Annotated in this window: 23 protein-coding genes; 7 read left to right on the forward strand and 16 right to left on the reverse strand. The window is 74.1% G+C overall.

Features of this window, described 5'->3' with window-relative positions; translation table 11 throughout:
- Nucleotides 1-30: 30 nt before the first annotated feature.
- From GRQ65_RS10600 to GRQ65_RS10610, 3 genes are read right to left on the reverse strand one after another with little or no spacing between them, the layout of a single operon-like run.
- Complete coding sequence (locus GRQ65_RS10600; RefSeq protein WP_160877970.1) at nt 31-774, reverse strand: phosphoglyceromutase; 744 nt, start codon at nt 772-774, stop codon at nt 31-33.
- A gap of 8 nt (nt 775-782) precedes the next feature.
- Nucleotides 783-1,466, reverse strand: a complete 684-nt coding sequence (locus tag GRQ65_RS10605; protein ID WP_160877910.1) for a copper chaperone PCu(A)C — start codon at nt 1,464-1,466, stop codon at nt 783-785.
- A 44-nt stretch (nt 1,467-1,510) separates the two neighbouring features.
- Complete coding sequence (locus GRQ65_RS10610; RefSeq protein ID WP_160877911.1) at nt 1,511-2,548, reverse strand: UbiA family prenyltransferase; 1,038 nt, start codon at nt 2,546-2,548, stop codon at nt 1,511-1,513.
- 279 nt (nt 2,549-2,827) lie between these two features.
- Between GRQ65_RS10610 and GRQ65_RS10615 the strand changes: the two genes are divergently transcribed.
- Entirely contained in the window at nt 2,828-3,313 is a 486-nt protein-coding gene (locus GRQ65_RS10615; protein ID WP_160877912.1) for a CarD family transcriptional regulator, read from the forward strand.
- A 62-nt stretch (nt 3,314-3,375) separates the two neighbouring features.
- Complete coding sequence (locus GRQ65_RS10620) at nt 3,376-3,945, forward strand: 2-C-methyl-D-erythritol 4-phosphate cytidylyltransferase (RefSeq protein ID WP_237448038.1); 570 nt, start codon at nt 3,376-3,378, stop codon at nt 3,943-3,945.
- On the opposite strand, the gene GRQ65_RS10625 is transcribed toward GRQ65_RS10620, so the two are convergent.
- Nucleotides 3,902-4,579 carry an IspD/TarI family cytidylyltransferase gene (locus GRQ65_RS10625; protein ID WP_160877913.1) on the reverse strand — a complete coding sequence of 226 codons (678 nt, stop codon included), beginning with the start codon at nt 4,577-4,579 and terminating at the stop codon, nt 3,902-3,904. The genes GRQ65_RS10620 and GRQ65_RS10625 overlap by 44 nt on opposite strands.
- Nucleotides 4,580-4,692: 113 nt before the next feature.
- Here GRQ65_RS10625 and nirD point away from each other — a divergent pair, with 113 nt between their 5' ends.
- Entirely contained in the window at nt 4,693-5,052 is a 360-nt protein-coding gene (gene nirD / locus GRQ65_RS10630) for a nitrite reductase small subunit NirD (RefSeq protein WP_160877914.1), read from the forward strand.
- Between the two features lie 21 nt (nt 5,053-5,073).
- On the opposite strand, the gene ispF is transcribed toward nirD, so the two are convergent.
- A complete protein-coding gene (ispF, locus tag GRQ65_RS10635; RefSeq protein WP_160877915.1) occupies nt 5,074-5,577 on the reverse strand; it encodes a 2-C-methyl-D-erythritol 2,4-cyclodiphosphate synthase in 504 nt (167 codons plus the stop codon).
- Nucleotides 5,578-5,644: 67 nt separating this feature from the next.
- Here ispF and GRQ65_RS10640 point away from each other — a divergent pair, with 67 nt between their 5' ends.
- On the forward strand, nt 5,645-7,192 hold the full coding sequence (locus GRQ65_RS10640) for a molybdopterin-dependent oxidoreductase (protein ID WP_160877916.1): 1,548 nt from the start codon (nt 5,645-5,647) through the stop codon (nt 7,190-7,192).
- Between the two features lie 137 nt (nt 7,193-7,329).
- Here GRQ65_RS10640 and GRQ65_RS10645 read toward each other — a convergent pair whose 3' ends face one another.
- Nucleotides 7,330-7,995, reverse strand: a complete 666-nt coding sequence (locus tag GRQ65_RS10645; protein ID WP_160877917.1) for a helix-turn-helix domain-containing protein — start codon at nt 7,993-7,995, stop codon at nt 7,330-7,332.
- Entirely contained in the window at nt 7,992-9,074 is a 1,083-nt protein-coding gene (locus tag GRQ65_RS10650; protein ID WP_337191629.1) for a fumarylacetoacetate hydrolase family protein, read from the reverse strand. The genes GRQ65_RS10645 and GRQ65_RS10650 overlap by 4 nt, the downstream gene beginning before the upstream one ends.
- A 64-nt stretch (nt 9,075-9,138) precedes the next feature.
- Here GRQ65_RS10650 and GRQ65_RS10655 point away from each other — a divergent pair, with 64 nt between their 5' ends.
- On the forward strand, nt 9,139-10,335 hold the full coding sequence (locus tag GRQ65_RS10655) for a homogentisate 1,2-dioxygenase (RefSeq protein ID WP_337191630.1): 1,197 nt from the start codon (nt 9,139-9,141) through the stop codon (nt 10,333-10,335).
- Nucleotides 10,336-10,369: 34 nt separating this feature from the next.
- Here the strand turns inward: GRQ65_RS10655 and GRQ65_RS10660 are convergent, their stop codons facing one another.
- The 4 genes from GRQ65_RS10660 to GRQ65_RS10675 form a co-directional block, all read right to left on the reverse strand.
- Nucleotides 10,370-11,644, reverse strand: a complete 1,275-nt coding sequence (locus tag GRQ65_RS10660; RefSeq protein ID WP_160877918.1) for a DUF1501 domain-containing protein — start codon at nt 11,642-11,644, stop codon at nt 10,370-10,372.
- Nucleotides 11,641-13,386 (reverse strand): DUF1800 domain-containing protein, encoded by a 1,746-nt coding sequence (locus tag GRQ65_RS10665; RefSeq protein WP_160877919.1) that lies wholly within the window; start codon nt 13,384-13,386, stop codon nt 11,641-11,643. The genes GRQ65_RS10660 and GRQ65_RS10665 overlap by 4 nt, the downstream gene beginning before the upstream one ends.
- Nucleotides 13,387-13,687: 301 nt before the next feature.
- Entirely contained in the window at nt 13,688-14,608 is a 921-nt protein-coding gene (locus GRQ65_RS10670; RefSeq protein ID WP_337191631.1) for a pseudouridine-5'-phosphate glycosidase, read from the reverse strand.
- A complete protein-coding gene (locus GRQ65_RS10675; protein ID WP_160877920.1) occupies nt 14,605-15,504 on the reverse strand; it encodes a PfkB family carbohydrate kinase in 900 nt (299 codons plus the stop codon). The genes GRQ65_RS10670 and GRQ65_RS10675 overlap by 4 nt, the downstream gene beginning before the upstream one ends.
- A gap of 92 nt (nt 15,505-15,596) precedes the next feature.
- Between GRQ65_RS10675 and GRQ65_RS10680 the strand changes: the two genes are divergently transcribed.
- Complete coding sequence (locus tag GRQ65_RS10680; RefSeq protein ID WP_160877921.1) at nt 15,597-17,186, forward strand: RecQ family ATP-dependent DNA helicase; 1,590 nt, start codon at nt 15,597-15,599, stop codon at nt 17,184-17,186.
- A 28-nt stretch (nt 17,187-17,214) separates the two neighbouring features.
- Here GRQ65_RS10680 and GRQ65_RS10685 read toward each other — a convergent pair whose 3' ends face one another.
- From GRQ65_RS10685 to GRQ65_RS10705, 5 genes are read right to left on the reverse strand one after another with little or no spacing between them, the layout of a single operon-like run.
- Nucleotides 17,215-17,481: a hypothetical protein gene (locus tag GRQ65_RS10685; protein ID WP_160877922.1), complete on the reverse strand. Its 267-nt coding sequence runs from the start codon at nt 17,479-17,481 to the stop codon at nt 17,215-17,217.
- Between the two features lie 22 nt (nt 17,482-17,503).
- Complete coding sequence (locus GRQ65_RS10690; RefSeq protein ID WP_160877923.1) at nt 17,504-17,776, reverse strand: hypothetical protein; 273 nt, start codon at nt 17,774-17,776, stop codon at nt 17,504-17,506.
- Nucleotides 17,773-18,279, reverse strand: a complete 507-nt coding sequence (locus GRQ65_RS10695; RefSeq protein WP_160877924.1) for an NUDIX domain-containing protein — start codon at nt 18,277-18,279, stop codon at nt 17,773-17,775. The genes GRQ65_RS10690 and GRQ65_RS10695 overlap by 4 nt, the downstream gene beginning before the upstream one ends.
- A 7-nt stretch (nt 18,280-18,286) precedes the next feature.
- A complete protein-coding gene (locus GRQ65_RS10700) occupies nt 18,287-18,523 on the reverse strand; it encodes a hypothetical protein (protein ID WP_160877925.1) in 237 nt (78 codons plus the stop codon).
- A complete protein-coding gene (locus GRQ65_RS10705) occupies nt 18,520-18,780 on the reverse strand; it encodes an antitoxin (RefSeq protein WP_237448039.1) in 261 nt (86 codons plus the stop codon). The genes GRQ65_RS10700 and GRQ65_RS10705 overlap by 4 nt, the downstream gene beginning before the upstream one ends.
- Nucleotides 18,781-18,837: 57 nt before the next feature.
- On the opposite strand from GRQ65_RS10705, the gene miaA reads away from it, so the two are divergent.
- Nucleotides 18,838-19,794: a tRNA (adenosine(37)-N6)-dimethylallyltransferase MiaA gene (gene miaA, locus GRQ65_RS10710; RefSeq protein ID WP_337191632.1), complete on the forward strand. Its 957-nt coding sequence runs from the start codon at nt 18,838-18,840 to the stop codon at nt 19,792-19,794.
- Nucleotides 19,795-20,046: the final 252 nt, after the last annotated feature.

Consider the following 20,046-nt stretch of genomic DNA (forward strand, 5'->3'; position numbering starts at 1 on the left):
TGCAGAGACCCGGGGAGGCCCGGGAGGAGGTCAGCGGCCCTGGTTGGCGACGGCGGCGGCCGCGGCGGCTGCGGCGTCGGGGTCGAGGTAGCGGCCACCGGGGACGGTGGGGGCCAGCGACTCGTCGAGCTCGTAGACGAGCGGCATGCCGGTGGGGATGTTGAGGCCGGCGATGTCGTCGTCGCTGATGCCGTCGAGGTGCTTGACGAGCGCGCGGAGGCTGTTGCCGTGGGCGGCGACGAGCACGGTGTGACCGGCCTGCAGGTCCGGCACGATCGCGGACTCCCAGTAGGGCAGGAAGCGGGCGATGACGTCCTTGAGGCACTCGGTCTGCGGCAGCTCGTCGCCGAGGTCGGCGTACTGCGGGAGACCGGCCTGAGAGTACTCGTTGTCGGACGAGATCGGCGGCGGCGGGGTGTCGAACGAGCGGCGCCAGAGCATGAACTGCTCCTCGCCGTACTCCTCGAGGGTCTGCTTCTTGTCCTTGCCCTGCAGGTCGCCGTAGTGGCGCTCGTTGAGGCGCCAGGAACGACGGACCGGGATCCAGTGGCGGTCGGCGACGTCGAGGGCGATCGAGGCGGTGGTGATCGCGCGACGCAGCAGCGAGGTGTGCAGCACGTCGGGGGCGAGACCGGCGTCGCGCAGCTGCTCACCGCCGCGGGCGGCCTCCTCGCGGCCCTGGTCGGACAGCGGGACGTCGACCCAGCCGGTGAAGAGGTTCTTGGCGTTCCAGACGCTCTCGCCGTGGCGGAGCAGGATCAGGGTGTGGGTCACGGCGTCGCTCACTCCGCTTCTTCGCCGGTCAGCGTCGGGGCGTCGGACGGCGTCGCGGAGGCGTCGCCGGTCTCCTCCAGGACGGAGTCGCAGTTGTAGGGCTCGCCCGGCTCGGGGCCGTCGCTCGAGGCCGAGGCGGACGGGGACGAGGACGGGGTGGCGCCCGGGGTCGCGGACGGCGAGGCGGACGCGCTGTCCTCCTCCTCCTCCACGGAGGTGTCGAGGCCCTCCCACTCCTGGCAGCCGAACAGCACTGGCACGCCGAAGGTGATCGTCTCGCCGTTGCTGAAGGTGAAGGCGAGGTCGAGGAAGTCGCCGGCGCCGAAGTCGCCCTGGACCGTGATGCCGGGCGCGTCGTCGGCGAGGTTGACGTGGCCGCGCGGGGGGATGTCGATGGGGCTCTCGACCGGCCCGATGACCAGGTCGGAACTGGCGCCGGCGCCGGCGACCGACTCGAGCGAGAGGTCCTCGAGGGTCTTGCTCACGAACGTCGCGATCACGGTGCCGGAGTTGGGCTGGGCGGCGACGACGCTGCCGGCGAGCACGTCGATGTCGGCGCTGCTGCGGTCGTTGGTCTGCGCCGCGGGGATGTAGACCTTGTCGGTGGCCTTCTGGAAGCCGCACGAGGACAGCACCGGGGCGGCGAGGACGAGGGCTCCCGCGACGAGCCGGAGCGAGCGTCGAGACTGCATGGTCGAACCTTAGTGGACGCTCCTGCCTGCTACCGCGGGGCCTGCTACAGCGGGGCCTGCGACAGTCCGACGGTGCTCGCGGCGTACGCCGTGGCGAGGAGCGCGAGCGCGACCCACGCGACGGCGACCCAGAGCAGCTTCGCAGCCCCGATGCGCACCCCGAGGCGCAGGGGCAGGTAGCGCCAGCCGTCCTCGTTGTCCGCGACCAGCCCCCACAGCGCGGTGAGCAGGTGGACGCCGACCCCGACGACCGCAGCGAGCACGGTCACGAGCACCTCGGGCGGGGCGCCGCGCTCCTGGCCGCCCCAGCCGCCGTAGGAGAGGAACGCCGGGTAGAGGGCGAACGCCAAGGCCCACGGCACCCACGACAGCACCCCGCGCCGGAGCCGGGGCCACTGGCCGACGGCGGCGACGGCGACCGAGGCGAGGTAGGCGACGCCGGCGTAGAGCCCGTTGGCGACGGAGAGCGGCACCAGGACGAACACCGCCACCGCGCAGCTGAACCAGAGCGTGCCGGGCTCGAGGCGCCCGTCGGCGACCGGCTTGCCGGGGGTGGCATGGCGGGCGTCGCGCTCGCGGTCGACGAGGTCGTTGACCCAGCCCAGCAGTGCCTGACCGACCAGCACGGTGGCCAGCACCAGCACCAGTTCGCGGCCGGGGCGCCCGGCGAGCGCCGCCGCGACGACCAGCCCGACCGCCGTCAACGCCGCCTGGCGCGGGTGGGCGGCACGCAGGAGCAGGAACGGCAGCAGGTCGCGGAGCCGGATCGGCGCCTCGGACTGCTCGGCCTCCTCTGCCTCTGCCTCTCCGTCCGGCTCCCGCTCGGCCACCAGCGTGCCGGTGGGGGACTCGTCCACCGGTGTCTGCGCGGAGGCTTCGGCCGGCGCTCCGCGGGCCGCGTCGCGCTCGGACTGGCGCGCCTGTCGAGCGGCGTACGACGAGCCCTCGGTCGTGGCCCCGCTCGTGCTGTCGGAGGAGCTGACGGCGGCGCCGTCGGGCGCCTCGGCGGCTGTGGCATCGGTCTCGACAGGGGCGTCGGCGCGACGGCGGAGCCGGTCGCGCCAGCGAGGGGTGGTCGCCATGTTGGGAGTATCGACCACGCCGGGCCGGTCGAACCCTCATGAGGGCGTCGAGATGCGGGGTGACCTGCGGATTCTGGTCGCCGAGCGGGTCACCGGGTGGCGGCCACCCTGCCCCCGTGAGGTGAGAGGAACCTGAGACCGCGGGGCCTCCGAGGGGCCTCGCACGCACGTCGCGCGGACCTTTGTCAAGCCCCCACTATGCCTCTGACCTGCACAAACGCACTCCTCATCCGCCCGGCGTCGTGTTAGGCTAGTCACCTAGGAAGGGGAACTTCACATATGACTTTCACCGTCGGCGAAACGGTCGTCTACCCGAACCATGGGGCCGCAGTCATCGAGGACATCGAGATGCGGAAGATCAAGGGGGAGGACCGGCAGTACCTCGTTCTCCGCATCGTCGCACAGCAGGACCTGGTCGTCCGGGTCCCTGCGTGCAACCTCGACCTGGTCGGGGTCCGCGACGTCGTGGACAAGGAGGGCCTCGACCGCGTGTTCGACGTCCTGCGTGCCGAGCACGTCGAGGAGCCGACCAACTGGTCGCGTCGCTACAAGGCCAACCTGGAGAAGCTGCACAGCGGCGACGTCATGAAGGTCGCCGAGGTCGTGCGCGACCTGTGGCGCCGCGAGCGCGACCGCGGCCTGTCCGCCGGTGAGAAGCGCATGCTCGCCAAGGCCCGCCAGATCCTCGTCTCCGAGCTCGCGCTCGCCGAGCACACCAACGAGGACAAGGCCGAGGCCACGCTCGACGAGGTGCTCGCCTCCTGAGCGGCACCCCCAGCGATCCACTCGTCGACCCGTCGGAGGAGTTCCTCCGGCGGGTCGATGCGTTGGGGGCGGTCCTCGAGACCGGCCGGGGGTCGCTGCCGTTCGCGCTCGTCCACGGCGAGCCGCTGGTCGCCTGCGCCGCCTGGGCGCTGGGGGCGGCCGGCGTCGAGGCCGTCGACCTCGGCACCCCCTGGGAGGCGCTGGTCGAGGACGGGCGCTGCCTCGTGCTGCACGACGCGCTGTGCCCGCTGACCCCGCCGGCGTTCGTCGTCGAGTGCGTCGAGCAGGCCGAGGCGCACGGGGCCGTCGTGGTCGGGGTGCGCCCGGTGACCGACACCGTCAAGGCCCTCGTCGCGACACCCGCCGGCGACGACCTCGGTGAGACGGTCGACCGCACGAGCCTGCGTCAGGTGGTCTCCCCGGTGGTGCTGCCGCCCGTGGTCGTCGCGAGCCTCGACGGGCTGCCGACCACCGACCTGCCCCGGCTCGCCACCGAGCTCGCGCAGCGGTTCCCGGTGGCGGTGCGCGAGGCGCCGGCCGAGGCCCGCCGGGTGGCCGGCCTCGACGACGTACGGCTCCTGGAGGCGCTCACAGCAGCTCCGCGGCGACCGCGACGTCCTCCGGGAACGTGATCTTGAGGTTGCGCGGCGAGCTCGCCACCGCGTGGATGCGCACGTCCCGATCGGCGTAGCGCTCCAGGCACGAGGCGGTGTCGGTGCCCTCGAAGCCGTCCTCGGACGCCCGGCGGTACGCCGCCAGCAGCGGTCCGGCGCGGAACGCTTGGGGCGTCTGCACCCCGACGACCCGCTCGACCCCGGCGCGGAGGTCGGCGGCGACGAGCCCGGGGACCGCGGTCACCGGGATGGCGCCGCCGTGCTCGCGCGCGGCGTCGAGGACGGCCGCGAACAGCGCGGGTGAGGCGAAGGGCCGCGCGCCGTCGTGGATCGCGACCACGTCGACCTCGCCGGCCTCGACGTCGGGCACGAGCGCCTGCAGGGCCCGCCACTCCGAGGCGTGCCGGGTCTCGCCCCCGGTGACGAGCAGGGCGCCGTCCTCGCCGAGCAGCGGCGTCACGCTCTCGCGCACCGCGTCCTCCTCGCCGGGGCGGGCGACCAGGACGAGACGGGTCACCTGCTCGACGGCGAGCGCCGCGCGCACGCTGTGGCCCAGGACGCTCGTGTCGCCGAGCGGCAGCAGCACCTTGTTGCGCGCGGCTCCGACCCTGCTCCCGGCGCCCGCGGCCAGGACGACGACGGCAGCGCTCATGACCCGAACCTAGGACATGGGCCGCACCGGGCCCCCGCGGAGTTCACACACTCGTAGCACGGGGGGCCTGCGCGGTAACAGCCTGCGAACACGCCCTGCCTAGGTTCGCCGAGGTGAGCCCCCGCCACGACCCCGTCGACTGGCAGCCGGTCTGCCGCCTGGCCGAGCTGGAGATAGAGCGCGGGGTCGCCGCGCTCGTGCACGGGCAGGCGGTAGCGCTGTTCCGCGTCGACGCCGAGACCGTGCTGGCCCTGGCCAACCACGACCCGTTCGACCGCCACACCGTGCTCGCCAAGGGCATCGTGGGCACGGTCGACGGCGTCCCGTTCGTCGCCTCACCGGTGCACAAGCACGGCTTCGACCTGCGCACCGGACGCTGCCTGGACGACCCCCACGTCTCGGTCGCGGCGTACGACATCAAGATCGTCGAGGGGGTCGTGATGGTCGGGCACCGCAAGAGCGTCGCGGCCTGAGCCACCCGACCGAGGCGGTCCTCAGCCGAGCGGTACGACGAGGGCCGTCGCCACGGCGGCGACGCCCTCGCCGCGGCCGGTGAGGCCCAGGCCGTCGGTGGTCGTCGCCGACAGGCTGACCGGGGCACCCAGGGCGGCACCGAGGGCGGACTCGGCCTCGGCGCGACGGGGACCGAGGCGGGGGCGGTTGCCGATGACCTGCACCGAGGCGTTGCCGATGCGGAACCCCGCGTCGGCGACGCGGCGCGCAGTCTCGGCGAGGAGCGCCGCGCCGGGGGCGCCGGCCCACTGCGGCTCGGAGGTGCCGAAGTTGGACCCGAGGTCGCCGAGACCCGCCGCGGCCAGCACCGCGTCGCAGACCGCGTGGGCGGCGACGTCGGCGTCGGAGTGACCTTCGAGCCCGGCGGCCTCCTCCGGCCAGTCGAGGCACGCCAGGCGCATCGGGACCCCGGCGTCGGGGGCGGCGAAGCGGTGGACGTCGACCCCGGTGCCGACGCGGGGCAGGGGGGCGGAGGTCTCGCTCACCCGAGCATCATGCCCGGCAGCAGGTCGCCGAGTGGGCACCCCGATCCCGGTGGGGGACAATCAGGGCATGAGGTCGTCGCGCGGCGCGTGGTCGCTCGCCGGCGTCGTCGCCGGGGCTGCGGGCCTGGCGACGAGCTACGTCGCGGCGATGCTGCTGACCATCCGCGAGTCGCCGGTGGTCGCGGTCGCCGAGCTCGTCATCCGGATCACGCCGGGCTGGCTGGCGGAGTACCTCATCGGGCTCGTCGGACAGCTCGACAAGCCGCTGCTCATCCTCGGCATCTTCGGCTTCCTGGCCCTCGTCTGTGCGTGGGCAGGTCGCCTGGCCCGCCGCTCGTGGTGGCTCTCGGTGCTGGTGCTCGCGGTGCTCGCCGCCGTCGGTGCCCTCGCGGTGTCGCTCCAGCGCGGGGCCACCGCCACCGACGGCGTGCCGGTCGTCATCGGGTTCGTCACCTGGCTCGCCGTGCTCGCCCTGCTCGTCGCGCCGTTGCGGCGGGCCGACGAGAACGGCCACGAGGCCGCGGCGGACCCGGCGTACGACGAGGCCGCGGGGCACGCGCGACGCACGGTCCTCGTCCGGGCGGGGCTGATCGCCGCGGCCGCGGCGGTGCTGGGCGTGGCCGGGCGCGTGGTGGGTCGCGGTCGTCGTCACGTCGAGGAGTCCCGGCGGCTGCTCCGGCTGCCGCAGGTCACCGAGCCCGCGGTGCCGCGCGGCGCTCGCACCGACCTCGAGGGCATCACACCGTGGGCGACGCGCAACGACCGCTTCTACCTGATCCACACCGCGATCATCGTGCCGACGATCGAGCCGGCCGACTGGTCGCTGCGCATCCACGGTGCCGTGGACCGCGAGCTCGTCCTGACCTACGACGACCTGCTGCGCCGGGAGTTCACGGAGCAGTGGGTCACGCTCAACTGCGTCTCCAACCCCGTCGGCGGCGACCTGATCGGCAACGCCTGGTGGAGCGGCGTGCGTCTGGCAGACCTGCTCGAGGAGGCCGGTGTGCACGCCGACGCCGACGCGGTGCTGCAGACCTCGCACGACGGCTGGACGTGCGGCACTCCGCTCGAGGCGCTCACCGACGACCGCGGCGCGATGCTCGCCGTCGCGATGAACGGCGTCCCGCTGCCCATCGAGCACGGCTTCCCGGTGCGCACGATCGTGCCGGGGCTCTACGGCTACGTCTCGGCGACCAAGTGGGTCGAGGACCTCGAGGTCACCCGCTTCGCCGACATCTCGGCGTACTGGACCGAGCGCGGCTGGGGCGAGCGCGGTCCGGTCAAGATGAGCTCGCGCGTCGACGTGCCGCGCTCGGGCGAGCAGGTCGAGGCGGGCGAGGTGCGGTTCGGCGGGGTGGCCTGGGCGCAGGGCACGGGCATCTCGGCGGTGGAGTTCGCCGTCGACGGCGGCCCCTGGACCCGGGCCGAGCTCGCGAGCGTGCCGAACGTCGACACGTGGGTGCAGTGGACCGGCTCGCTCGACGTGGAGCCCGGCGACCACACCGTCCGCGTGCGGGCCGTCGACGCCGACGGCACGGTGCAGGACGGGACCGAGCGGGACGTGCTCCCCGACGGTGCGACGGGGTGGCACACGTCGGACTTCACCGCCTCCTGACAACCCCCTCCTGACCTCATCGAAGGGGTGAGGTCTCCGATTTTGAGGCGGTCCACCGACACCCCCTAGGGTGTCGGAGGCCCCCGGGCCCCAGAGACGTCCGTCCCCGTCGGCTCCCCGTCCGGCGGGGGCGGACCTCAGGGCTGACAGCCCTCCGCGCGCAGGGCCTCGACGGCCCGCCGCAGGGGCTCGACGGCGCTGCGGGTCAGCTCCTCTCGTCCGGTCACGACCGAGACCGAGGCCCGCACCGGCCAGCCCCGCACGGGCGCGGCGAGGCCGTAGGCGCCCGGGTGCAGCTCGGCGTACGTCGTCACGAGGCCGGTCTCGCGGACGGCGGCGACGCGCTCGGGCTCTCCCGGCCGCGGCGGCCCGGAGGCGAGCGCGGCGAGGCCACCGGCGCCGCGGTCGAGGGGGTCGCGGCTGCCGAGGCGGTAGGAGAAGCGCGGCCCGTGGGTCGGCGGCTCGGCGACGAGCACGGTCACCGCGGCGTCGCCGACGACCTCGACCAGCGAGGCGGTGGCGTCGACCTCGCGGGCCAGCGTGTCCAGCACCGGTACGGCTAGCTCGCGGAGCGCCGGGCCGGTGCCGGCGACCGCCCGGGCGCTGGGCCCCACGCGGTGGCGCCCGGCGTCGTCGCGCACCGCGAACCCCGTGCGCTTCAGCGACACCAGGAGCCGGTGGGTGATCGAGCGGTGCAGGCCGCACGCCGCCGCCACCTCGGCCGTCGTCAGCCCGTCGGGGTGGCGGGCGAGCTCCGCGAGCACGGCGAGGCCGCGCTCGAGGGTCTGCGAGCCGTCGCTCACGGCTGCCCCACCGCTGCCTCGACCCGCCCGCGCACCTCGCCGAGCACGACGGGCCCGGCGGCGTAGCGGAGCACGACCTCGCTGCCGTCGGCGAGGTAGCCGTCGGGGTCCCCGCGCTCCAGCAGGCACCCGGGTGCACCGAGGCTCGAGATCGTGCCGGAGGCGATCAGGTCGCCGGTGCGCAGACCGGCGCCGTTGCTCGTGACGTGGGCGACGAGCTGGCCGGGGCTCCAGTAGAGGTCGCGCGCCCGCGGCCGGCTGACCACCTCGCCGTCGACCTCGATCTCGACGTCGAGGTCGACCCCGGCCGGCTCGGTCACCGCGAGGTGCGGCAGGGGCGGCGGGTCCTGGCCGGGCAGCGGCACCCGCGCCTGCGCCAGCGCGGCCAGCGGGGTGACCCACGCCGAGACCGAGGTCGCGAACGACTTGCCCAGGTGGGGGCCCAGCGGCACCGTCTCCCAGGCCTGCACGTCGCGCGCGGACCAGTCGTTGAGCCCGACCACCCCGAAGACGTGCCGCTCGGCCTCGGCGGGCGTCAGCGTCGCGCCGCGCTCGAGCGGGGTGCCGACGACCCAGCCGAGCTCGGCCTCGAAGTCGAGCCGCGCGGTCGCGGCGTACGTCGGCGGCCCGGCGGGGTCGCTCACCACCTGGCCGCGGGGCCGGCGCACGGGCGTGCCCGAGACGACGACCGAGCCGGCGCGACCGTGGTAGGAGACCGGCAGGTGGCGCCAGTTGGGGTGCAGCGGCGGCGCGCCGGGGCGCAGCACGCGGCTGACGGTGCTGGCGTGCACCTCGGAGGCGTAGCAGTCGACGTAGTCGGCGATCGTGAAGGGCAGCAGCAGCTCGAGCGCCGCCACCGGCGTCCGGGGCGCGGTGTCGACGAGGGCGCGTGCCCAGGCGCGGACCTCCGCCCAGGCATCCGGGCCGGCGGCCAGCAGCGGGTCGAGGCTCGGCTCGCGCACCAGCAGGGCCAGGTCGGGGCGCTCGTGCGCGGCGGTCGCGAGGTCGATCGCCTCGGTGCCCCAGCGGACGACGACGCCGCCCGGCGTGGCGGCGTACGGCAGGTGGTCCGTTGACACGGCTGCGAGCCTAGCCGAGCATGACCGGATAGCGAACAGTGTCGTTCGATGATCGGAGACTCCGGTGCACTACCGCCAGGTCGGCGAGGTCCCGCGCCACCGCCACACCCAGCTGCGCGACGAGACGGGCGCGCTGCGCTACGAGGAGCTGATGGGGGAGGAGGGGTTCAGCTCGGACTCCTCGCTGCTCTACCACCGCGGGGTGCCGTCGGCGATCGTCGCGAGCGAGGTGTGGGAGCTGCCCGACCAGTCCCTGGTCGCCAACCACCCGCTCCGCCCGCGCCACCTGCGGCTGCACGACCTGTTCAGCGGTGACGGGGCCGACCTCGACGCGGTCACCGGTCGCCGTCTCGTGCTCGGCAACGCCGACGTCCGGCTGTCGTACGCCGTGGCCGCCGCGACGTCGCCGTACTACCGCAACGCCACCGGCGACGAGTGCGTCTTCGTCGAGGCCGGAGCGGGGGTGGTCGAGACGGTCTTCGGGGTGCTGGCCTACCGCGCCGGCGACTTCGTGGTCGTGCCGCGTGCGACCACGCACCGGTGGGTGCCCGACGGGTCCGCCGGGCCGAGCCGGCTGTGGGCGATCGAGGGCAACGGGCACGTCGCGCCGCCGAAGCGCTACCTCAGCCGCTACGGCCAGCTCCTCGAGCACGCGCCGTACTGCGAGCGCGACCTGGTCGGACCCACCGCCGTGCACCTGCGCGAGGGCGAGGACGTCGAGGTGCTGGTCAAGCACCGCGGCAGCGGCGGCGCGGTCGTCGGCAGCCGGCTCGTGCACGCCACCCACCCGTGCGACGTCGTCGGATGGGACGGCTGCCTCTACCCGTTCACGTTCAACGTCGAGGACTTCATGCCGATCACCGGCAAGGTGCACCAGCCGCCGCCGGTCCACCAGGTCTTCGAGGGACCGGGGTTCGTGGTGTGCGCGTTCGTGCCGCGCAAGGTCGACTACCACCCGCTCGCGGTGCCGGTGCCCTACTACCACTCCAACGTCGACAGCGACGAGGTCATGCTCTACGTCGCCGGCGACTACGAGGCGCGCAAGGGCTCGGGCATCGCGATCGGCTCGGTGACCCTGCACCCCGGCGGGCACGCCCACGGGCCGCAGCCGGCCGCGATCGAGGCCTCGCTCGGCGCGGAGGCCTTCGACGAGACCGCCGTCATGGTCGACACCTTCCGCCCGCTCGAGCTCGGCGAGGGCGCCCGCGCGGCCGAGGACCCGGCGTACCCCTGGAGCTGGGCGGGGCGCCGGCTGCGGTAGTCCGCGACGTCCGGACGGTGCGGAACGTCGCGGACTACCCGGCGACGGTCTGCATGACGCCGACCGAGGTCGGCGAGAAGCCGGGGAAGACCTGGCCGACGGTGGCGCTGAAGCCGGTGGAGACGACCTCGGTGAGCACGCTGCGGTAGTCGGTGGTCATGGTGAGGTCGGCGTCGACGGTGTTGGTGAGGCCGGGCCAGCGGCCGTAGTAGCCGCCCTTGACGCCGGCGCCGAGCAGGAACATCACGTTGCCGTAGCCGTGGTCGAGCCCGCCGTTGGCGTTCTCCTTGACCCGGCGGCCGAACTCGCTGACCGTCACGATCGTGACCTTGGACAGCAGCGGGCCGAGGTCGGTCAGGAAGCCCTTGAGGCAGGCTGCGAACTCGTCGGCCATCCGCTGCAGGTTGCCGTTGTCGGGGGTCCCGATCCAGGTGTGGTGGTCCCACGAGCCGTGGTCCACGGTGATCACCTCGGCGCCGACGTCGGCCCGGATGGTGCGGGCGGTGGCGGCGAGCGCGTCGCCGAGGTCGGAGTAGCGGGGGTACGACGCGCCGTTGGCCGGGGTCGCCGAGGAGTTGCGCACCGGGGCGAAGGCGTCGACGACGTCCAGCGCCTGCGCGGCGCCGTTGCCGAGCGGTCCGCCCGCGCCCTGCCACATCGCCCGCATCGAGGCCTGACGCTTGGCCGCCGAGGCGGCGTCGTCGGAGCCCCACAGCTGCACGGCGTCGATGTCGGGGGTGACCAGGGCCGGTTCGGGGCCGGAGAGGGCGGTGATCGGCACCCCGCCCCCGCCGTACTGGACGGCGTCGAGCGGGGAGCGCGACGCGTCGCGGCCGATGAGCCGGTTGAGCCAGCCGACCCGCGCCGACGAGCCGGGGTCGGCGTCCTCGAGCTCCTCCATCGCCGAGAAGTGCGAGCGGTTGGCCGAGGGCAGACCCGTGGCGTGGACCGCCGCCATCTGGCGGGTGTTCCACCACGGCAGCAGCGGCGCCAGTGACGGGTGGAGGCCGAAGAAGCCGTCCTTGGCGAGCAGCCGGTCGGACGGTACGGCGATGGACGGGCGGGCGGCGTAGTAGGCCGGGTCGGCGTGCGGGACGACGAGGTTGAGCCCGTCGCAGGCCCCGCGCATCGACAGCAGCACGAGCACGCGCTTGGCCGGGGTCGCGGCGTACGCCGTGGAGACGGCGGCGGTGCCGAACGTCGTGGCGACCGCGGCCGTGCCGCCGATCGCGGCGACCCCGCGCAGGAAGGAGCGGCGACCCAGCCTGGTCGCCTCGCTGAACTCGTCGCAGCAGGTCTGGTCGGTCATCGGGTCAGGTGCTCCGGGCTGTCGAGGAGGGTGGCGATGAGGCCGGGCATGCCCCACCTGACGAGGGCGTGGGTGGGGGTGATGACCGTGGCGGCGGTGAGGCCGGTCTGCAGCCGGGCCGCCTCCTGCACGCGGGCGCTGGCCGAGCGGCAGAGCAGCTCGCGGGAGAGGTGCTCGACGAGGTCGTCGAAGCGGATGGAGGTGCCGGTGGTCACCGGCGCCCACGAGGCGAGCGGGCGGTAGGTCAGGTCCTGCTTGGGCCACCAGGTGCCGGCCATCGCGTAGTGCATCTGGAACGACGCCAGGATGCGCGAGGCCGACGACCACGCGGCGCCGCGCTCGGGCGGGCCGTCGGGTCGCGGCCAGCTCTGCGGCTCGGCGCCGACGGTGGAGGTCTGCCACAGGATCGCGTTGGCCGCCGAGTCGTTGCCGGTCGGGCGCGCGAGCTGCACCCCGAGGGCCCGCCAGGTCGCGACGACGTCGTCGGTCGGCGTGCGCACCTTGGCGCCGGCGGACGCCGCGAACTCCGGGAGGGCCACCAGCGCCTGCAGCACCGGCGCGATGGCGGTGTCGGCGGCGAGGTAGACCTGCGCGAGGTGGTCGACGAGCGCCGGCGACGGGTCGTCGGAGACGAAGCGGACGGCGAGCTTGCGGCACAGTCGCGCGGCGGTCGCGGGGTGGTGGGCGAGGTAGGACAGGTACGCCGTGGCGACGGCCCGGCCGTCCGGGTCGGTGTTGGGGTGGCTGAACCCCATGACCTGCACCGGCCCGGTCCAGTGCGAGGCGGTGTCGTACCAGTCGCGCCAGGTGCTCCACATCTGCACGCGGTAGCCGGTGAGGATGCGCGCGGAGGCCTTGACGTCGTCCTCGGTGTAGTTGCCGCGCCCGACGGTGTGCAGCTCGAGGAGCTCACGGCCGAGGTTCTCGTTGGGGGCGCGCTTGGTGGAGGAGGCGTTGTCGAGGCTGATGCCCATCGCCGGGTGCGTGATGGCGGCCGTCAGCAGCTGGTCGAAGCGCCCCAGGGCGAGGGATCGGATGAGCCTGCCGTACGACGCGCGGAAGCCGAAGACGCCGTCGTCGTGGACGGGCACGTGCAGGTGGTTCTCGAAGAACTCGGTCATCTGCTCGAGGACCTGGCGCGAGGACCAGATGCGGCGCAGCAGGCACCAGCGCTGGTAGTCGGCCATCACCTCCCACGCGGGCTCGACCTGGGCCTGGTCGCGCTGCCAGATGGTCGGGGCGTCGAGGTCGAGGGAGGGCCACCACGTCAGGAACTGGTCGCCGACCGGGTCCGGGATGCCGGCGGGGGAGAGCTGCGCGGTGAACCACGCCTGCGGGCCGCCCGCCGCCTCCATCTCCTGGTGCAGCTGCGGGGTCACGCCGTAGCTGAACCGGCTGCCGAGGTGGAGCCCGAACGCGCTCGGCAGCGGGCTCGGCGCCAGCGGGGTCGGCGTCGGGGTGGAGGTGGTGGTGGGGTTCTTGGTCGTGCTCGGCGGCTTGGTCTGGTTGCCGTTCTGGTTGCCCTGGTTGCCCTTGCCGCCGTCGTCCTGCTTCGCCGGCTTGTGCAACCGATGCTTGCAGGTGGTCGCCTTCCAGCAGGTGTGGGAGGTGTGCACCCGGCAGCGGTGGAACTTCCGCTTCGCCTTGCCCTTGGTCTTGCCGCCGCCCGCCAGCGCCCGCGCGGACAGCGGGTCCGAGAGCGGCGTCGACGTCGGGGGAGTCGACTGCAGGAGTGGCGGCATCGCTGGCTCACACTTCGCGGGGGGACGCAGGGTGGGTCGAGCGAACCGGTGGGGGCGGCCGAGTCACGCTCTCGACGTCCACGCTAGGAACGACGGCGCGCCTCGGCAGACGAAGTGCGCGAGGTTGGGCCGATCGGTCAGGTCCCGGTCTGGTCCGGTGGGGCTAGTGGTTTCGAGACAGGACTTCGTCCTTCCTCAACCATCGGGGTCGGAACTGTCGTGGTCGGTGGTTGAGGAGGCGCGCCAGCGCCGTCTCGAAACCACTGTCGGTACCACCGGGCTCAGCGGTGGGGCGCGGCGCTCAGCCGGCGGTGGCGGCGTACGCCGCGGCGATGGCGGAGCCGACGCGGGCGTTCTCGCGCACGAGCGCGATGTTGGTGGTGAGGCTGGCGCCGTCGGTGAGCTCGACGATGCGGCCGAGGAGGAACGGCGTGGCGTCGCGGCCGTTGATGCCGCGCTCGTCGAGGTCGGCGAGGGCACGGGCGATCACCGAGTCGATCTCGGAGGCGGGGATCTCGTCGGCCTCGGGCACCGGGTGGGCGACGACGATGCCGGAGTCGAGGCCGAGGGACCAGGCCGCGTGCATGGTCGCGGCGATCTCGTCGGGGCCGTCGGCGCGCAGCGGGGCGGGGAACCCGCTGCCGCGGGTGTAGAACGCCGGGAACTCGTCCGAGCCGTCGACGATCACCGGCACACCCAGGGTCTCGAGCGTCTCGAGGGTGAGCTGGATGTCGAGGATCGACTTCACGCCGGCGCAGACGACCGCGACCTGGGTGCGCGAGAGCTCGGTGAGGTCGGCGCTGACGTCGAAGGTCGTGGGGGCGCCGCGGTGGACGCCGCCGAGGCCGCCGGTGACGAAGGTGCGGATGCCGGCGAGCGCGGCCAGCCGCATCGTCGAGGCGACGGTGGTCGCACCGTGGCGGCGCTGCGCGACCACGCTGGGCAGGTCGCGCACGCTGACCTTGGCGACGTCGGGGTCGCTCGCCAGCAGCTCCAGGTCGTCGGTCGACAGGCCGATGCGCGGCACCCCGCCGAGCACCGCGATGGTCGCGGGCACGGCGCCGCCCGCGCGCACGATGCCCTCGACCTCGGTGGCCATCTCGACGTTCTGCGGGTAGGGCATCCCGTGGCTGATGATCGTGCTCTCGAGGGCGACGACGGGGGCTCCGTCGGCCAGGGCGGTCGCGACCTCGTCGGTCACCTGCAGCATGGGGTGGCTCACGACCCCATCCTCTCGCGGAGGTCCGGGCGCACGGTGTGGGGGCTGGCCACGGTGAGCGCGGCCGCGCGGTGGCCGTACGCCGCCGCCTCGGCCGGGGCGTCGCCGGCGAGCAGCCGGTGGCAGAACGCCGCGATGGAGGCGTCGCCCGCCCCCGTGACGTCGACGACCTCGGCGGGATCGACGAGCGGTGCCGGGAGCCGGGTGCCGGCCGTGGGCTCGGCTGCGGTGCTGAGCACCGACCCGTCACGACCGTGGCGCACCCACACCAGCTCGGCACCGCGCCCGTGCAGCGCCGCGGCGCTGCCGCCGAGCGCGACCAGCTCGTCGTGGTTGGGGGTGAGCGCGTGCACGGGCCGGTCGGGGCCGAGCAGCGGCGCGATGCGGGCGGCCTTGGCGACGCTGACCGGGTCGACGACGACGGGTACGCCGGCCCGCGAGGCCGCGTCGAGCACCGCGGCCACCGTGGCCGCAGTGAGGTTGCCGTCGAGCACGACCATCGCCGCGGCCCGCAGCGCGTCGAGGTCGAGGTCGTCGGGCGAGAAGGCGTCGGTGGCCGCCATGTCGGCGACCGCGACGGCGAGCTCCCCGGCATCGTCGAGCACCGCGACGTAGGCGCCGGTGCGGCCGGTGCGGCGTACGGACGAGACGGTGACGCCCGCCGCGGCCGTCCGCTCGAGCAGCCAGTCGCCGTCGGCGTCGTCGCCGACCACCGACAGCAGGGAGACGGGGTGGCCCAGGCGGGCGAGGTTCTCGGCGATGTTGCGGCCCACGCCGCCCGCCGAGCGCGAGACGGCGCCGGGGTTGCTCGTCGCCCCGACGAGCGCGGCGGTGGTGCGGGCCTTGACGTCGACGTTGGCGCCGCCGACGACCGCGACGGGGAGCAGCTCTGACGGCACGCCCGCAGCGTAGTGAGGGAGTCGCCCACCCTCCGGGGCGAGGTTCGGGCCGTGCGCCCCCGGTCACCTGATCCCTCGTGACGGATGAGGGAGTGGACCAGGTCCTGCAGACGGCCCGGGAGGTCTTCGGCCACGACTCCCTGCTCCCCGGTCAGGCGGAGTCGATCGCCGCAGCCGTGGCCGGGCACGACGTGTTGTTCGTGTCTCCCACCGGCAGCGGCAAGTCGCTCGCCTACCAGGTCGCCGGGGTGCTCAGCGGCGGGCTGACCCTCGTGGTCTCGCCGCTGGTGGCGCTCCAGCAGGACCAGGTCGACCACCTCGCCCGCCTCGGTGAGCGCACCCGCGCGGCCCGGCTCAGCTCGCAGGAGACCGAGCACCAGCAGGAGGAGGTGCTCGCGGCCGCCGAGGCGGGCGAACTCGCCTTCCTCTTCCTGGCCCCCGAGCAGCTGGCCCGACCCGAGGTCCAGGAGCGGCTGCGCGCCGTCGAGCCCGTCCTCGTCGCGGTCGACGAGGCCCACTGCGTCTCCTCGTGGGGCCACGACTTCCGCCCCGACTACCTCCGCCTGCGCGAGCTCCTCGACGCCGTCGGCGGCCCGCCGGTGCTGGCGATGACCGCCACCGCCGCGGCGCCGGTGCGCGAGGACATCGTCGAGCGGCTGCTGCGCGAGCCCAGCGTCGTCATCACCGGGTTCCGCCGGGCCGGACTCGAGTTCACCGTCCGCCGCGTCGCCGACGGCGACGCCCAGCGCTCCGCTGTGCTCGACCTCGTCGCCGCCCAGCCCGACGGCGTCAGCGGCATCGTCTACTGCCGCACCCGCGGCGAGGCCGACGACCTGGCCGCCGCACTCGTCGAGGCGGGGCGCCGCGCGGCGTCGTACCACGCCGGCCACGGGGCCAAGCGCCGCCGCGAGACCCAGGACGCGTTCATGTCACCCGACGGCGACCTCGACGTGGTCGTCGCGACCTCGGCGTTCGGGATGGGGGTCGACAAGCCCGACGTGCGCTTCGTCGTGCACCACCGCGCCCCGGAGTCTCTCGACACCTACTACCAGGAGGCCGGCCGCGCCGGGCGCGACGGCGAGCCCGCCAGCGTGGTGCTGGTGCACCGCCCGGAGGACCTCTCGCTCGGCAAGTTCTTCTCGGGCGGGCTGCCGAAGGAGAAGGACGTGCGCGCCGTCCTCGGCGCGGCGAGCAGGCTGGGCTCCCGGGACCCGAAGGTCGTGAAGGTCGAGGCCGGCACCGGCCCCCGCAAGACCGCCCGCATCCTCAACCTGCTCTCGCTCAGCGAAGGCGCCGACGATCCCGTCCTAGGGGTGCTCGAGCGGGCCAAGGCGCAGCGCGAGCTGGAGCGCTCCCGTGTCGAGATGGTGCGCGAGTACGCCGACACCAAGCGCTGCCGCATGGACTTCATCGTGGGCTACTTCGGCGACCCCGAGCGGGCCCGCTGCGGGGTGTGCGACGCCTGCCGCTCCGGGTCGGCGGAGGAGAGCGACCGGGCCGTCGAGTCGGCCGGGGGCGCCTTCGGCGTCGGCGACCCGGTGCGTCACGAGGAGTTCGGCGCGGGTCTGGTCAGCGAGGTCGAGGCCGACCGCGTGACGGTGCTCTTCGACGAGGTCGGCTACCGCACGCTCAGCCTCGAGGTCGTCGAGGAGCGCGGCATCCTGGTGCCGGCCTCGGCCTGAGGCCCGGAGGTTGGGCCGGTCGGCCGCCTCAGCGCGGCTGGTAGCGGTGCAGCTTGGAGCGCGGGTCGAGCTTGGGGTAGCCGGCGACCGGGAGGCTCGGGTAGTCCGGCTGCACGTCGGCGTCGCGGTGCGGGCGCACCTCGTCGGCGCGCACCGGCGCGGTGTCGCGCGTGCCGCTGGGCGCGAGCCGACCGCCACCGACGTCGCCGATGCGCTGGCTGCTCACGCCCATGTCGCCGGACGTCTCGCCGGAGGTGCCGCTGACCGAGGGGTCGTGCTGGTCGGGTGCGCTCATGACAGCAACGTACCCGTGTCGATCAGGCGGGGGACTCGTCCTCGGGGGCGACGTCGCCGGAGTCGGACTCCTGGGTCGCCTCGGTCTCGGTGTCCTCGCCCTCCTGCAGCTCGTCCGGCTGGTCCTCGGTGGCGGGGTTGTCCTGGGGGTCGAGGTCGGCCGGGATGTTGGTCTCGGCCTCGGGGCGGGCGTCGACGCCGCCGGGGTTGGGCTCGCGCGGCTCCGTGTCGGGGGCCGGCATGTCGCCCAGGTCGCCGGTCTGGGTGGGCTGGTCGTCTGCGGTGTCGTCGCTCATCGTCGTGACTCCTGGTCGGGCTCGGGGGCGGGTGCGAAGCCGTGGGTGGTGTACGCCGGCAGGCGTCCGTCGATCATGCCCTGCAGCACCGACAGCTCGTGCGGCACCACCGGGTCGGGCAGCGCGGCGAGCGGCCACCAGCGCAGGTCGGCGCACTTGGCCGGCTCCACGATGCGCGGCTCGCCGGTCCACCCGCGGGCCGCGAAGAAGAAGTCGACGCGCTCGTCGATCGGCGCGCCGTTCTGCGTGCGCGACATCGTGGTCAGGAACTCCAGCTCGAGGTCGCGCACGTCGATCTCCTCGAGTGCCTCGCGCCGCACGGCGTCGTACGCCGTCTCGCCGCGCTCGACGTGGCCGGCGGCGGCCGCCGCCCAGTGCCCGTCCATGAAGCCGGTGCCCTGGCGCAGCTGCAGCAGCACCTCGGTGCCCTGCCCGCCCTCCCTCAGCAGGAACGCGTAGGCCGCGGGCACGACCACGAAGCGGCCGTGGTCGGCCGCGGTCACAGCCCGCTCACTGGGACGGCTGGTCCAGCGTGGTCTCGGCGTTCTCCTCCTGCAGGTCCGCCGCGGCGTCGGACTGCTCCGACTCGTGGCTGACCGGCGGCACGTCGGTGTCGTCGGGGGCCGAGCCGTGCTGCGGGTCGAGGTCGGGCAGCTCCTCGCGCTCCGCGTCGGGCGAGAACCCGCCCTCGGGCGCGTCCTCTCGAAGCGGGGTGCCGGGAGGCTGCGGTGCGTCGCTCGAGGTCACCGGGGCGCCACCGGACCGGTCGGGCCGCCGGTGGTCCCGGTCGTGCCGGGGCCGCCGAGGTCGTCGTTCTTGCCGTCGAGCTTCTCGAGGGCGTCCTTGGCCTTCGCGGCACCCGTGTCGATCTTCTCGGAGTACTTGCCGCCGGTCTTCTGGTCCGCGAGGCTCGCGGCCTTGTCGATGCCCTGGGCGATCTTGTCGCCGTGCTTGTCGACCGCGTCGTTCAGCTTGGCCTTGGCGTCGTCGAGGAAGCCCATCATCTGCTCCTGGTCCGGTGCGGGCCCGGGTGGCCCGGCAGGCGTTGACAGACTAGCCACGTGCCCGAAGCCCGTCCGCCGATCGATGCGCCGGTCGATCCGCCGGTCGATCCGCCGGTCGTCGCCGTGGTCGGAGCGACCGCCTCGGGCAAGACGGCGCTGTCACTGGACCTCGCCGAGCGGCTCGGCGGCGAGGTCGTCAACACCGACGCGATGCAGCTCTACCGCGGCATGGACATCGGCACGGCCAAGCTCCCGCCGGGTGAGCGGCGGGGCATCCCGCACCACCTGCTCGACACCCTGACGGTGCGCGAGCCGGCGACGGTCGCGGAGTTCCAGGGTTGGGCGCGCGAGGTCATCGCCTCGCTGCGCGGCCGGGGTGTCACGCCCGTGCTGGTCGGCGGGTCGGCGCTCTACACGCGGGCCGTGCTCGACCGCTTCGAGTTCCCCGGCACCGACGAGGCGGTGCGCCGCCGGTGGGAGGACGAGCTCGAGCGGGTCGGCCCCGCCGCACTCCACGCCCGGCTCTCCGAGGCCGACCCGGAGGCCGCAGCGCGGATCCTGCCCGAGAACGGCCGGCGCACCGTCCGCGCCCTCGAGGTCGTCGAGCTCACCGGCCGCCCCTACAGCGCCAGCCTCCCGGTGCTGGAGTACGTCGACCCGCGCACCGTCCAGATCGGAGTCGACCTCGACCGCCCCACGCTCGACGCCCGCATCGAGGCGCGCGTGGCCGCGATGTTCGACGCAGGCTTCGTCGACGAGGTGCGCCACCTGCTCGACCACGGCCTCGCCGAGGGCCGCACCGCCCCCCGCGCCATCGGCTACCGCGAGGTCGTCGCGCTCCTGCAGGGCGAGCTCACCGAGGCCGAGGCCCGCGAGCGCACCGCCCAGGCCACCCGGCGCTTCGCGCGCCGCCAGGACTCGTGGTTCCGCAAGGACCCCCGCATCCACTGGCTTCGCGCGGACGATCCCGACCTGGTGGAGAAGGCCGTCGCGCTCGTCCGCTCCGCTGGTTGAGGAACGACTCGGTGGTCGAGGAACGACGAACTCGTGTCTCGAAACCACTCTGGTCGGGGTGGTCTCGAGACGGTCGCTGCACGACCTCTTGATCCGAGAGTCGGGAGCGGCGCAGCGGTGGTTGAGGAAGTCGCGCTAGCGACTGTCTCGAAACCACTCACCACCGCCAGTGGTTTCGAGACGGCGCTAGCTGTTCCATCCACGGACGTTAGGTACGGCGTGCCGGCTGGACGATGACGAAGACCTCCGAGT

This window comes from Nocardioides flavescens (assembly GCF_009823805.1).
GTDB lineage: Bacteria > Actinomycetota > Actinomycetes > Propionibacteriales > Nocardioidaceae > Nocardioides > Nocardioides flavescens.